This window comes from Arthrobacter sp. sptzw42, assembly GCF_059089685.1.
On record NZ_JBNHEX010000007.1, the window covers coordinates 187139 to 200406 of the forward strand.

Annotated in this window: 11 protein-coding genes and 1 pseudogene; 4 read left to right on the forward strand and 8 right to left on the reverse strand. The window is 63.2% G+C overall.

What is annotated here, in order from left to right:
* Nucleotides 1-49: 49 nt before the first annotated feature.
* The gene (locus AC5RT4_RS11370) at nt 50-1810 is read right to left on the reverse strand and encodes a S8 family serine peptidase (protein WP_494105773.1); all 1761 of its coding nucleotides are present in this window, start codon (nt 1808-1810) and stop codon (nt 50-52) included.
* 377 nt (nt 1811-2187) lie between these two features.
* Nucleotides 2188-2664: a hypothetical protein gene (locus tag AC5RT4_RS11375; RefSeq protein WP_494105774.1), complete on the reverse strand. Its 477-nt coding sequence runs from the start codon at nt 2662-2664 to the stop codon at nt 2188-2190.
* 177 nt (nt 2665-2841) lie between these two features.
* On the opposite strand from AC5RT4_RS11375, the gene araB reads away from it, so the two are divergent.
* The 3 genes from araB to araA are packed head-to-tail and all read left to right on the forward strand — an operon-like array spanning nt 2842 to nt 6837.
* The gene (gene araB / locus AC5RT4_RS11380) at nt 2842-4581 is read left to right on the forward strand and encodes a ribulokinase (RefSeq protein ID WP_494105775.1); all 1740 of its coding nucleotides are present in this window, start codon (nt 2842-2844) and stop codon (nt 4579-4581) included.
* Nucleotides 4578-5267: an L-ribulose-5-phosphate 4-epimerase gene (locus AC5RT4_RS11385; RefSeq protein ID WP_494105776.1), complete on the forward strand. Its 690-nt coding sequence runs from the start codon at nt 4578-4580 to the stop codon at nt 5265-5267. Before araB ends, AC5RT4_RS11385 begins: the two co-directional genes overlap by 4 nt.
* 49 nt (nt 5268-5316) lie before the next feature.
* On the forward strand, nt 5317-6837 hold the full coding sequence (gene araA, locus AC5RT4_RS11390; protein ID WP_494105777.1) for an L-arabinose isomerase: 1521 nt from the start codon (nt 5317-5319) through the stop codon (nt 6835-6837).
* A gap of 81 nt (nt 6838-6918) precedes the next feature.
* On the opposite strand, the gene AC5RT4_RS11395 is transcribed toward araA, so the two are convergent.
* Nucleotides 6919-7641: an ANTAR domain-containing protein gene (locus AC5RT4_RS11395; RefSeq protein ID WP_494040470.1), complete on the reverse strand. Its 723-nt coding sequence runs from the start codon at nt 7639-7641 to the stop codon at nt 6919-6921.
* A 448-nt stretch (nt 7642-8089) separates the two neighbouring features.
* Between AC5RT4_RS11395 and AC5RT4_RS11400 the strand changes: the two genes are divergently transcribed.
* Nucleotides 8090-8680 (forward strand): HhH-GPD-type base excision DNA repair protein, encoded by a 591-nt coding sequence (locus tag AC5RT4_RS11400; protein ID WP_494105778.1) that lies wholly within the window; start codon nt 8090-8092, stop codon nt 8678-8680.
* Between the two features lie 46 nt (nt 8681-8726).
* On the opposite strand, the gene AC5RT4_RS11405 is transcribed toward AC5RT4_RS11400, so the two are convergent.
* The 5 genes and pseudogenes from AC5RT4_RS11405 to AC5RT4_RS11425 form a co-directional block, all read right to left on the reverse strand.
* Nucleotides 8727-9635 (reverse strand): aldose 1-epimerase family protein, encoded by a 909-nt coding sequence (locus AC5RT4_RS11405; protein ID WP_494040472.1) that lies wholly within the window; start codon nt 9633-9635, stop codon nt 8727-8729.
* Nucleotides 9632-11143 (reverse strand): arabinosylfuranosidase ArfA, encoded by a 1512-nt coding sequence (gene arfA, locus AC5RT4_RS11410; protein ID WP_494040473.1) that lies wholly within the window; start codon nt 11141-11143, stop codon nt 9632-9634. The genes AC5RT4_RS11405 and arfA overlap by 4 nt, the downstream gene beginning before the upstream one ends.
* A 54-nt stretch (nt 11144-11197) precedes the next feature.
* Nucleotides 11198-12124: a carbohydrate ABC transporter permease gene (locus AC5RT4_RS11415; RefSeq protein WP_494040474.1), complete on the reverse strand. Its 927-nt coding sequence runs from the start codon at nt 12122-12124 to the stop codon at nt 11198-11200.
* A gap of 3 nt (nt 12125-12127) precedes the next feature.
* Nucleotides 12128-13078, reverse strand: coding sequence for a carbohydrate ABC transporter permease (locus tag AC5RT4_RS11420; protein ID WP_494105779.1), 951 nt, complete (start codon nt 13076-13078; stop codon nt 12128-12130).
* 93 nt (nt 13079-13171) lie between these two features.
* Nucleotides 13172-13268: pseudogene (locus tag AC5RT4_RS11425) on the reverse strand (acyl-CoA carboxylase subunit epsilon); the annotation flags it as partial.

The window sequence follows — 13268 nt, forward strand, 5'->3', positions numbered from 1 at the left end:
CTCCACCCGCCGGTCGGGGGTGCCAAGCCATCAAACCTTCCCGCGAGGCCTACCGGTAGCTGATGGCAGCGCCATTGGCCGCGGACCAGGTAATGTGCCCGCCTTGGTAGTACTGCACGACGCCGGAGCCTAAGGGAACTTCATTCGAGGTTGGATAGCCCAGACGGCCGTTCTCCCAGCCTTGTGATGCATACGCCTGCCTGATGGCGCCGGCGTTGCTGCGTGCGCCCGAGGCCCCGGACCAGTAGATAACCCCGCCCTGAAAGTTCTGGTAAACCCCGCCGTTCCTTAACCCGGTAATTTCGTTGCTTGTCGGGTAGCCGAGGAAGCCGTTCTCCCAGCTAAGCGCAGCCCAGGCGGCGTTGATTGCCCCCTTGGTGATGCGGGCCCCGGTTGCCGGCGACCAGTGGATGACGCCGCCTTGGAAGTTTTGGTAGACGCCGCCGTTTTTCAGGCCGCCGGTCTCGTTGCTGGTGGGGTATCCGAGGCTGCCGTTTTCCCAGTTTTGCACGGCCCAGGCTGCGTTGATGGCACCCTTGGTGATGCGCGCGCCGGTAGCCGGAGACCAGTGAACAACACCGCCCTGGTAGTTCTGGTAACAACCGCCGTTAGCCAGACCGCACGTCACCGGCCCCATGGTTGAACCAATCCCCGGAGGAGCGGCAGCTGCCTCGGCTATTGCCTTGACATGGTCTACTGCGGCAGTTGCGAACCCAGAAAACAGCAACCTGTTGGGTGAGCCCGCCCCTGTGCCGCTGACAGCGCCGGTTGTTGCAGCGGCGTTCAGGTTGGCGGCCACCGCCCAGGGGCTCATTGCAGGGTTTTGGGACAGGAGGACTGCCGCCGCTCCGGCCGCGTGCGGTGCAGCCATGGACGTCCCGCTCAGGGTGGCGGCGGCTGTAGCAGTTGAGTGCCCTGCCGATTTGATCCCAACACCTGGGGCATACATGTCGGTGCAGGTGCCGAAGTTGGAGAAGGAAGCTTGCCGGTCCGTGGTGTCGCTGGCCGCAACTGTAATTGCTTCCGGGACCCGGGCAGGGGAACCGGTGCAGGCATCGACAGCGGAATTGCCGGCTGCCACAACTGTGGTGACGCCGTCAGCAATGAGGTTTTGTACGGCGGAGTCGAGCATGGAACTGGGTGGGGTGCGCAGGCTCATGTTCGCCACGGCGGGAGATCCGGCACTGTGGTTCCCGACGACCCAGTCCAGGCCCGCGATCATGTCCGAGATGTAGCCGGAACCTGCGCAGTCGAGCACTCGAACGGGAACGATGGTAACATCCTTGGCCGCACCGTAGGTTCTGCCGCCAATTGTGCCTGCTACGTGCGTGCCGTGACCGCTGCAATCGGTACTGCCGTTGCCTTCTGGGAAGGGGGTCCATCCGGCCGTCACCCGTCCAGCGAATTCGGTGTGGGTTGCCAACACTCCGGTATCAAAGACATAGGCGCTCACCCCGGCACCTGAAGCCGCAGGGGTATAGGAGGCCGACAGCGGCAAGGCGCGCTGATCAATCCGGTCCAATCCCCATGGCGTCGGTTGGTCCACGTCGGTTGCAGTTACCGGTGCATCGATTTCCACCCCTGCCACCTCGCCTGAAGTTCTCAATTCCTCGGCCTGTTCCGGCGTTGCCGTTACTACGGCGCCCCTGAGCGCTTTGGAAAACGTCCGCTTAACGGCGAGGTTGCGGGCATGAAGTGCTTTCGGCCCGGCTGCAGCGCCGGTCCCCTCGGCATACTCCACGATGTAGCGGCTTGTTGCTTCTTTTGGCCCGCCGAAGGCAGCAACTGGTGCGGCGTTTCCGGTAGCCACACCAACCCAAGTGGCTGACAGGGCCGTCAATAGGATCAACAGGGCAGGGCGGTGGAGAGATGAGGAAAAGATGTCAGGTTTCCTTTGTGGACTCTAAAGGGCATGGTGAAAACGACAAATGCGCGGGCTGGCGGATCCACTCTATTTCTACCGGCGACCGGTGCAGCGCAACCTAAGTAAATCCTGCGCTAAAGCTTGGACTTATGACTTCAGAGTCGAGTTTTGCGAGAAGCGGTTCCGCTGGCGCTCAAGCACGTGCCGCCATTGCTCGGAAGAAAGGACACCCGCCAAGCGGGCAAAAGGGGAGGAGCCTTCGGGCACGCCATGCATCTGATGCGGCCGGTAACTTAGCCCTGGGCCGGGTTCCTGGCCGGGTCCTAAACAACTGGTGAGCTTTGCCTGCGCGTCAAGGTGCGGGACCAGCCGGCGAGCCGGGGCCAGTATGTGACGAGGGCATTTGACGCCAGCGCCGCGGCCATGTGCAGGTAAAGCATCAGATGCAGTGAGTAGCCCGCCGGCGCAGCTGCCTCGCCGGCCGCTGATGGCTCCTGCCTGATGCCGCCGTGACCGTGCTCCGACAGCCCGTTCGCCGCGCCGCCGGAAAAGATCGCGAACCCCCAATGAAGCAACTGCTGGGCCACTCCGCACAAAAGCAGCAACGCCCAGCCGGGCAGTTGAAAGCGCCCCAGGATTGCCGCACCCATCCCGAGCAGCGCGGCAAGTGCTCCGAGGATCATGAGGCCGGGCGCCGGGCCCCCGCCTACGAGGTGGGCGACCAGTCCGAGGCCGGTGGAGAGTGGGCCCGCCAGCCACGCAAGAGAGCCAGCACGGGCGTGTGGTTGTGCGTCGGCCACAAGGATCCTTCCGGTTGTGCTGGGCGTCCCACTGTCCCTACCCCTTTTGGCACCGTTCCACACTTTCCGGGTACACGCGATTTGGTGTGGGAGAGGGCCCGCAAAAACATTGACAGAAGTCTTGTTAGCGCTAACAATTAAAGGGTCGCAAGGCGGCGGCATCAATTGGAGGATTCTATGGAAGTCAGAGTAGACGCGGACAGCTACGTCATCGGTGTGGATTACGGAACGCTATCCGGCAGGGCCGTGGTGGTCCGCGTCCGGGACGGCAAGGAGCTCGGCAGCGGGGTGTGTGAGTACCCGCACGCAGTTGTTACGGAAGCCCTTCCGGCCGACGTTGCCGGCAAACCCGGCGCGAGGCTCCCGGGTGACTGGGCCCTGCAGGTGCCTGATGATTACCGCGACGTTCTGCGCACCGCGGTTCCCGCCGCCGTCGCTGAGGCAGGTATTGACCCGGCCGCCGTAGTTGGAATTGCCACGGACTTCACGGCCTGCACCATGGTGCCGGTCAAGGCGGACGGAACACCGCTGAATGAGCTTCCGGAATTCATAAACCGGCCCCATGCCTATGTCAAGCTTTGGCGCCACCATGCCGCGCAGGCCCAGGCGGACAGGATTAACCAACTTGCAGCGGAACGCGGTGAGCAGTGGCTGCCCCGCTATGGCGGGCTGATTTCTTCGGAGTGGGAGTTCGCTAAGGGACTGCAACTCCTGGAGGAGGACCCTGAAGCCTATGCAGCGATGGATCACTGGGTTGAGGCTGCTGACTGGATTGTGTGGCAGCTCTGTGGCCGGTATGTCCGGAACGCCTGCACCGCCGGTTACAAGGGCATCTACCAGGACGGCCGTTATCCCTCCGAGGACTTCCTTACGGCACTGAACCCGCAATTCAAGGATTTTGTCAGTTCCAAGCTGGAGCACACCATTGGCCGCCTCGGCGATGCCGCCGGGTACCTCACCACAGAAGCTGCTGAATGGACAGGGCTGCCGGAGGGAATTGCAGTGGCTGTGGGCAACGTGGATGCCCACGTGACCGCTCCTGCCGCGAAGGCAGTAGACCCTGGTCAGCTGGTGGCCATTATGGGTACCTCGACATGCCATGTCATGAACGGCACCGAACTGCGGGAAGTGCCCGGCATGTGCGGGGTGGTGGACGGCGGCATCGTGGACGGACTCTGGGGCTACGAAGCCGGCCAGTCCGGCGTCGGCGATATCTTCGGCTGGTTCACGAAATACGGCGTGCCGCGCGAGTACCACCAGGCAGCCGAAACAGCCGGGCTGGACGTCCATGAATACCTCACTGAACTGGCGTCCCGCCAAGCCATCGGCGAGCACGGCCTGATGGCTTTGGACTGGCACTCCGGCAACCGCTCCGTGTTGGTTGATCACGAGCTCTCCGGGATCGTGGTGGGGCAGACCCTGGCGACGCGCCCGGAGGACACCTACCGTGCGCTGCTGGAAGCCACCGCGTTCGGCACCCGCACGATTGTGGACGCATTCCGGGACTCCGGTGTTCCGGTGAAGGAGTTCATCGTTGCCGGCGGCCTGCTCAAAAACCCGCTTCTGATGCAGATATATGCGGATGCCACCAACCTTCAGCTCTCCACCATCGGCTCAAGCCAGGGCCCGGCCCTCGGTTCCGCCATCCATGCTGCTGTGGCCGCCGGAAAATACACGAATATCCGCGAAGCCGCCGAGGCTATGGGCTCCCAGCCGGGCGAGGTGTACACGCCCATACCGGCGAACGTAGCCGCCTACGAGGAACTTTTCCAGGAGTACAAGACCTTGCATGACTACTTCGGCCGCGGCAGCAACGATGTGATGCACCGGCTCAAGGCCATCCAGCGCCGGGCAGCGGGTCCACTTTCGGCGCCCCCGGCAATTGTTTCCGAGGCTGCCGTGGAGGTGTCCGCGTGAACATCCTGGACACGATCTCCCGCGTCCGTGACGAGGTGTGCGCCCTGCACGCAGAGCTGACCCGCTACGAACTGGTGGTGTGGACGGCCGGCAACGTCTCCGCCCGGGTCCCGGGCCATGAGCTGATGGTCATCAAGCCCTCCGGCGTCTCTTACCAGGACCTCACCCCGGAACAGATGGTGGTGACGGATCTATATGGGCTGCCCGTGGATGGGGACGCGGCAGGCCAGTGGGGAAACCCGGCACTCTCGCCGTCGTCGGACACTGCAGCCCATGCGTACGTCTACCGGCACTTGCCCGAGGTGGGCGGGGTGGTGCACACGCACTCCACTTACGCCACGGCCTGGGCCGCGCGCGGGGAGGCCATCCCCTGCGTGTTGACCATGATGAGTGACGAATTTGGCGGGTCCATCCCGGTGGGGCCGTTCGCGTTGATTGGCGATGATTCAATCGGCCACGGGATCGTGGAGACACTGAAGAACTCGAATTCCCCGGCCGTGCTCATGCAGAACCACGGGCCTTTCACCATCGGCAAGGACGCGAAATCGGCGGTGAAGGCGGCCGTGATGTGCGAGGAAGTTGCCCGGACGGTGCACATTGCCCGCCAGTTGGGCGAGCCAATTGCCATTGACCAAGGCCACATCGACTCCCTCTACGCCCGCTACCAGACCGTATACGGCCAGTAACGGCCGGCCCTTCACGGCCAACAAAGACTTACTCCCTAAGGAGAAACCCATGAGCACCGCAGCAAACACTTCCCTTGACGGTTACGAGGTATGGTTCCTCACCGGAAGCCAGCACCTCTACGGCGAGGACGTCCTTAAGCAGGTGGCCGCCCAGTCCCAGGAGATCGCCAACCAGCTCAACGCCTCCTCCTCAGTGCCGGTACGCATCGTGTGGAAGCCGGTCCTGACGGACTCCGACGCCATCCGCCGCACTGCACTTGAGGCCAACTCGGATGATTCCGTCATCGGCGTCACTGCATGGATGCACACGTTCAGTCCGGCAAAGATGTGGATCCAGGGCCTGGATCTGCTCCGCAAGCCACTGCTGCACCTGCACACCCAGGCCAACAGGGACCTGCCCTGGGCGGACATCGACTTTGATTTTATGAACCTGAACCAGGCTGCCCACGGCGACCGGGAGTTCGGGTACATCCAGTCCCGCCTGGGCATTGCCCGCAAAACCGTCGTAGGACACGTTTCAAACCCGGAGGTCGCCCGCCAAGTGGGCTCCTGGCAGCGGGCCGCTGCCGGTTGGGCAGCCGTCCGGACCCTGAAGCTGACCCGGTTCGGCGACAACATGCGCAACGTTGCCGTCACGGAAGGCGACAAGACCGAGGCGGAACTCCGCTTCGGAGTGGCCGTGAACACCTGGTCGGTCAATGAGCTCGCCGACGCCGTGCATGGTGCTGCGGAGTCCGACGTCGATGCCCTGCTCAGTGAGTACGAGGACCTTTACGACGTGGTTCCGGAGCTCCGCGCCGGGGCTGCCCGGCACGAGTCGCTCCGCTACGGCGCCAGGATCGAACTTGGCCTGCGCAGCTTCCTGGAGGCCAACGGCTCGGCGGCGTTCACCACCTCCTTCGAGGACCTGGGCGCACTCCGCCAGCTTCCCGGTTTGGCCGTGCAGCGCTTGATGGCCGCAGGCTACGGTTTCGGTGCTGAGGGTGACTGGAAAACCGCCATCCTGGTCCGCGCGGCGAAGGTCGTGGGCGCAGGCCTGCCTGGCGGCGCTTCCCTGATGGAGGACTACACCTACCACCTGGAACCCGGAGCGGAAAAGATCCTTGGCGCGCACATGCTGGAGGTTTGCCCCTCCCTGACGGCGGGGAAGCCGCGCCTGGAAATCCATCCGCTGGGCATCGGCGGCAAGGAGGACCCCGTCCGTCTGGTGTTCGACGCCGATGCCTCCCCGGGTGTCGTCGTCGCCCTGTCCGACATGCGGGACCGCTTCCGCCTGGTGGCCAACGCCGTCGACGTGGTGCCCCTCGACCAGCCGTTGCCCAACCTGCCGGTAGCACGCGCACTGTGGCAGCCCAAGCCGGATTTCGCCACCTCGGCTGCGGCATGGCTGACGGCAGGGGCCGCCCACCACACCGTGCTGTCCACGCAGGTAGGGATGGACGTGTTCGAGGACTTTGCGGAGATCGCCAAGACCGAACTGCTCACCATCGACGAGGACACCACCATCCGCCAGTTCAAAAAGGACCTGAACTGGAACGCCGCCTACTACAGGCTCGCCGGTGGAATCTAGGCCTCATTTCCTGGAAAAGCAGCCCCGGAAGCTCTGCTTCCGGGGCTGCTTTTCCATGCTCTTGCCCTGGGGAGGGTCCGTCTAGTGGCCGAAGTGTGACCTTGGGGCGCCTTCTGGCAGCCGTTCGAGGATGTCCTCCGCCACCCTTCGTACCTTGATGTTCCGGTGGCTTGAGGCCTTCGCCAGGATGGAAAACGCCTCATGGTAGGAACACCTGTTCTGCGCCATGATGACCCCGCAGGCAACGTTGATGGACGTGCGGCTGTCCAGTGCCATACGCAGGTCCGAAGCGGTGGACCTTGCCGTGTGCAGGTCAAGGGCCATCTGCAGGCTTTTGGCCGCAAGGCCTGCGAAATTCTTTGCCTCGGGAATCACCTGCAGCGGAAACGCCTTGGCATTTTGGGCAAAAAACGCCAGGACGGCACGTGTTGGGCGGATGGGCGTGCCAACGTCCCGGGCCTGCCCACCGTATTCCAATCCGAGCCGGAAGCTGAGGACGCTGCCCAAATTGGCAAGCTGCAGCTGCCTGCAATACCGCGGCCATCGGAAGTCCCCGCTTCGTTGCAGCACGGCCACGGGTTGCTCCCCTATCAACACCTCACTGACCGGACCTTCGTGAGATTCCTGCTCCCACTCCAGCAACCGGAGCACCTCGGGTGAGGTGCCGGTGATGGCCGGAGTCCTTTTCGGCTGATGCAGCACAACGCCGCATTCAACAACGGGGCCTCCGGCACGTACCACTGCCCGGGCAGAAGCGGCTGCGAGGAGTTCAAGAGAGTCGTGCAGCGTCTGCGTGCCCGTCATGAGATCCAGCAGGATCCCGTCCGGCTTAACTGGCGGGGGATTGGCCGGCCGGGGCTGCCCTGTCTTTGCCGGTGCGCCATATCCTGCCAGTGTGTTGGAACGGCCGTTTTCCGGCGTGGCAGGCCCTTGCCGTTGATGGCCAGAGGCTTCCTGAGAAACAAGAGGGCCGGCGACGGCTGGGGGAGAGGCCTTGGTCTCAAAGGCCTCCTCGTCGCCGGCCCCGTTTGCTACCCGAGTCTCTCGGACCGGGAAACTTGAGCTTGCGTATCGTGCATGCATTTCGTCTCACACCCCCTCGTGAGCAAGTTACAGCGAGTCAAAAACGTCTTGCCTCAATGAAAAACCTAGTTCGGACGCCGTCCCGGGAGAACGCGTAGCCAGTACTCGTTTTTGAGATTAGGTACTACTTGGCCACCGTCCTGTCTCTGATTGCGCAACCTCTGAAATGATGAGCAGCATGGAATTGCACATCACGGGGGACCCTGCTGCGGACGAGCTGCTGAGTAAGGATCCGTTCGCGCTGCTGACGGGAATGCTGCTGGATCAGCAGGTGACCATGGAGTCGGCCTTTGCGGGGCCAGCAAAGATCAAGACGCGGATAGGGTCCATCCGGCCTGAATCCATCGCCGCCCAGGAGCCGCAGGCGTTCGTGGATGTATTCAAGGAACGGCCCGCGGTCCACCGCTTTCCGGGGTCCATGGCGGCACGTGTACAGGCGCTCGCAGAAGCTGTACAAACCGAGTGGGGCGGGGATGCGGCGGCCATCTGGACCAAGGGTGGACCTGATGGAGCCGAGGTGCTGCGGCGGCTGACGGCGCTGCCCGGCTTTGGCGAGCAGAAGGCCAGAATTTTCCTCGCTCTGCTGGGCAAGCAATGTGGTTTGGAGGCGCCAGGATGGCGCGAAGCTGCCGGGCACTACGGGGACGAGGGCGCTTACCTCTCCGTTGCGGACATCGTGGATCCGGAGTCACTGGCGAAGGTCAGGACCAACAAACAGGCCGCGAAGGCAGCGGCGAAAGCTGCGAAGGCGGACGGCTGACGGGCTCCCTCAGTTCCGGGCCAGGAACAACTGACGCTTTGGTTCCTCACAAGGCCGTAATAGTCCAGCCTGTGCGGTGCGTCTCTCCCGGGTCCAGGACCACGAGGTCTTCGCCGGTATTGAAAGCCTCGGGCGGACAGGTCATGGGTTCGACGGCGAGGCCGAGGCGGGTGTTTTCCGGTTTTTTTGGAAGATCCGCAGTATGGATCTGTACCCAGGGGCAGCTGGCATCCCACACCATCGCTGTGCCGGTCCCGTGCACCGGATCGATGACCCGAACCATGGCGTGGCCATTCCCTTCCCAGGCGATGTCGGTGAAGGCATGGTCGATTTGCACGGTACCGATGGGACGGGCCGAGCGGAAGTCGAAGGCAGTACCGGCTACCTGCTCCTTCCCCACGGGCAGGAGGCGGTCAGGAGTTACCGACAGGACCGTCGAGGCGGGCAACTCAAACAGCCACTCATCCAGCGGTGAGGGCCCTCCCACGAGGTACGGGTGGGGGCAGACGCCGTAGGGCGCGCGACGTGCACCGGTATTGGCTGCTGCCACGTCTGTCCTGAAACCACCGCTGTCAACGCTGAAGCGGGCTTCAAGGGTGATAGTAAAGGGGTACGCAGCCGTGGGCTCGATGGTGCATTCCAGGATGAGCGTATCCGGCTTATGCTTTACGGCTGACCACGGCACGTCGAACACCAGGCCGTGCAGTGCGGTGCCACGTTCCGGCTCATTGATGGGGAGGTGGTACTCCTCCCCGTCGAACCTGTAACGCCCGTCGGCTATGCGGTTGGGCCACGGAGCCACGAAAGCGCCACGGAAGTTAGGCATTGTCTCGTCCGGGCCAAAACCGACCACGAGCGGCCGCCCCTCGTAGGTCAGCTCACGGACGGTGGCACCGAAACCGAGGACGACGGCCGTGTAGCCGCCGCCCTCGATCCTGTATTCGGGCGAGTTCATGCCAGGGAGACGGCCGTCCAGGACACGGGCGGGAGGGTGATGGTGACTGCTCCGCCGTCGAGGGTGGCGGATGTGTTGGGCTTCATACCCACGCGCTCAGGCTCCTCGAGGGTGTTTTTCGCATACACGTCTGTATCGTACAGAGACTGCGCCTGCACAGTGCTGAAGCCGTCCAGTGCCCCGATGTCGATGGTCACAGTGGTTTCTTCGGTCTGGGACCGGTTGACGAGGAAGACGGCGGTGGCACCGCTTTCGTCGTCGTGCGTGGCCACAGCATCCACGAGCGGCACAACGCCGTACTCGCTGGTCTCGTATGTCCCGGTGTCGAGCTTGAGTTCCAGCACTGACCCTTGCGCGAGCTTCGATGTGATGGAGAACGGGAAGAACGTTGTCTGGCGCCAGGCCGGGCCACCCGGCTCGGTCATGATGGGCGCGATGACGTTGACCAGCTGCGCCAGTGAAGCCGAGGTGACGCGGTCGGCGTGCTTGAGCAGCGAGATCATGAGGTTGCCGAATACGACGGCGTCCGCAACGGAGTAGCAGTCCTCAAGCAGCCGGGGGGCTACCGGCCAATTGTCCAGCCCCTCGATCTTGTCGACGTTCTCGAAGCGGCTGATGTACCAGACGTTCCACTCATCGAAGGATATGTTGATGGTCTTCGAGCTGCCCCGGACGGCCTTCACATGGTCGGCTGTGGCCACCACGGACTCGATGAAGTGGTCCATGTCGACGGCGGAGGCAAGGAAGGACCCGAGGTCCCCGTTCTTCTCCTCGTAGTAGGCGTGGCAGGAGATGTAGTCGACCACGTCGTAGGTGTGGGTCAGCACCACGCGCTCCCACTCGCCGAAGGTGGGCATATGGGCACTGGAGGAACCGCAGGCAACGAGCTCGATGGACGGATCCAGCTGGCGCATGGCTCGGGCTGTTATGGCCGCGAGTTTGCCGTAGTCCTCGGCGGAGCGGTGCCCGAGCTGCCACGGGCCGTCCATCTCATTGCCAAGGCACCAGATCTTGACATCGAAGGGGTCAGGGCGGCCGTTGGCCATGCGCTGGTCGGCGAGGGCGGTTCCCTTGGGCAGGTTGGAGTACTCGAGGAGTTCGAGTGCCTCGGCTGTTCCCCTTGTGCCAAGGTTCACGGCGAGCATCAAGTCACTGCCCACCTTCTGCAGCCACGAGGCGAACTCGTGCATGCCCACCTGGTTCGTTTCGGTGGAGTGCCAGGCAAGGTCCAGGCGGGTGGGGCGCTCCTCGCGCGGTCCCACGCTGTCTTCCCAGCGGAACCCGGAGACGAAGTTGCCGCCGGGATAGCGGATGGTCGAGACGCCCATTTCCTTGACCAGCTCAATGACGTCCTGCCGGAAGCCTTCGTTATCGGCGCTTTCATGGCCGGGCTCGTAGATGCCGTCGTAGACGTGGCGGCCGAGGTGTTCAACAAATCCGCCAAAGATGTTGCGGTTGATCCGACCGACGGTGAAGTGGGGGTCGAGCGTAAGGCGTGCGTTCTGCATCTAAAGACTTTCTGTGCGTACGTGTGTTGCTTTAAGGATGGGAGCGGGGCCGGGCTACTTTAGTGAGCCCAGCGACAATCCGCCCTGCCAGTACTTCTGGAGGGAAAGGAAGGCAATGATCAGCGGGATGATTGAGAGGAAAGCGCCCGTCGTAATCAGATTCCAGAGGGCCTCGCCGCCGCTGCCGGCGTTGGACAGAGCCTGCCAGCCATTGAGCCCCACCGTTACCGGAAGCAGCAGCGGATCGCTGAGGACTGCCAGCGGCAGGAAAAAGTTGTTCCAGGTCCCGACGACGGACAACAGGAGTACTGTCACGATGGCCGGGCGCAGCAGGGGCAGCGCGATTTGGAAGAATGTCCGGATTTCTCCTGCACCGTCGATCCGGGCGGCGTCCAGCAATTCGTCCGGGACCGCTTCCTGGGCGAAGACCCGCATGAGGTAGACGCCGAACGGGCTAAGGAGCGAGGGCAGGATCACGGCCCAGATAGTGTTCACCAGCCCCACCGAACTAAGCAGCACGAAAGTCGGGATGACAAGCGCTGTTAGCGGCACCATCACCGCACCGAGCAGAAGCCCGAAAAACGGACCCCGGCCGCGGAAGTTGTACTTGGCGAAGCCATAGCCCGCCAGCACGGCGAGGATCGTCGCTCCAACGCCGCCAGAGATGGCGTACAGGAATGAGTTCCCGAGCCATCGCCAGTAGATGCCGTCCTGCCGCTCGAACAGGCCCTGGATGTTGCTGAAGAAGTGGAACTCATCATCGAACCAGAGAGGCCCGCCTGAGCCAGCAAAGAGGCCGGCAGTGTCCTTGGTGCTGGCGACGGTCAGCCACCAGATCGGGGTGATGAAGTAGATGACAAGGATGAGCAGGAAAATATGTGAGCCGATGCGGGAACCGCCCTTGCGGGCCCTGGCGCGGCCTGCGGCGCTGCGGCCCTTCCGGCCGCCCTGAAGCTGGGGGGTGTCGGTGACGAGTGCCATGGTTTATTTCAGTCCGCTCTGCTTGCGGGTCAGGAAGAGGAAAAGGAAGGAGAAGACGAACACGACGATGCCGAGCGCGAAGGAGATGGCGGAGGCATAGTTGAACTGGCTGTAGGAGAACGCCAGCGAGAAGGCATACATATTGGGCGTGTACGAGGTAGGAATGGCTCCCTGTGCCACCCCGCGAAGCACTTGAGGTTCGGTGAAGAACTGCAGTGTGCCGATGAGGGCGAAGATGACCACCATCACCAGGGAGGAAGAGATCATGGGGATTTTGATCCGCCAGGCGATTTGCCGGTCGGAGGCGCCGTCGAGCACGGCTGCCTCGTAGATGCCGGGATCGATTCCACGCAGCGCTGCGTAGATGATGATCATGTAGTAGCCGGCCCACTGCCACGTCACAATATTGACGAGGCTGCCGAAAATGCTGTCCTGCGCCAGGAATTCGGGTGCGGCCATACCAAAAGCGCCGAAGATGGAGCTTGCGGGTCCAAAGCGGGGGCTGTAAAGGAAACCCCACATAAGGGCACCGATGACCACGGGAACCGCGTAGGGGACAAAGATCATAAGCCGGGAGAACTTTGACGCCCACGTGGCGAGGTTGTCCAGGACAAGGGCGGCTAGCAGGGCCACGATCATCTGTGCCGGAATCATGATCAATGCGAACTTCGCTACGGTCGCCAAACCCTGCAGGAAGACCGGATCGCTAAAGGCCTTGATGTAGTTGTCCGCCCCGACGAACTTGGTGCCCGTGGCCAGCGTACTGGTGAAAAGGCTCATCCGGAATGCGTAGACCAGGGGGAGGATGAGGAAAGTCAGGAAGATTGCCGCGAAGGGGGCAACGAAGAGCCATCCCCAGCGCTGCCGGCGCCGGTAGTTCTTGTCGGGGCGGTGCTTTGCGGGGGCCGGTGCCTTGGCCTGTGGGGCCGAGCTCGGCGCTGTGGTCGTAGCCATAATGGTCTTTCCTCAAGCAGTGGGACGGATGGCGCGGTGGAGGTGTCCGCTGGAGGCCGGACGGGGAGGGGGGGGGGGGGGGGGGGGGGGGGGTTAACCCCGGCTGCGTTTCCACGCCCCTGGCCCGGGCGCGGGCGCCAGGCGCAGCTGCTGCCGCCGAACCCAGTGACGCACCGGGGGCTTGTCCGTA

What these genes read in the sequence shown, in the direction of transcription:
- araB (WP_494105775.1), top strand. Translation starts at nt 2,842, where the DNA reads ATGGAAGTCAGAGTAGACGCGGACAGCTACGTCATCGGTGTGGATTAC.
- araA (WP_494105777.1), top strand. Translation starts at nt 5,317, where the DNA reads ATGAGCACCGCAGCAAACACTTCCCTTGACGGTTACGAGGTATGGTTC.
- AC5RT4_RS11395 (WP_494040470.1), bottom strand. Translation starts at nt 7,641, where the DNA reads ATGACGGGCACGCAGACGCTGCACGACTCTCTTGAACTCCTCGCAGCC.
- AC5RT4_RS11400 (WP_494105778.1), top strand. Translation starts at nt 8,090, where the DNA reads ATGAGCAGCATGGAATTGCACATCACGGGGGACCCTGCTGCGGACGAG.
- AC5RT4_RS11405 (WP_494040472.1), bottom strand. Translation starts at nt 9,635, where the DNA reads ATGAACTCGCCCGAATACAGGATCGAGGGCGGCGGCTACACGGCCGTC.
- arfA (WP_494040473.1), bottom strand. Translation starts at nt 11,143, where the DNA reads ATGCAGAACGCACGCCTTACGCTCGACCCCCACTTCACCGTCGGTCGG.
- AC5RT4_RS11415 (WP_494040474.1), bottom strand. Translation starts at nt 12,124, where the DNA reads ATGGCACTCGTCACCGACACCCCCCAGCTTCAGGGCGGCCGGAAGGGC.
- AC5RT4_RS11420 (WP_494105779.1), bottom strand. Translation starts at nt 13,078, where the DNA reads ATGGCTACGACCACAGCGCCGAGCTCGGCCCCACAGGCCAAGGCACCG.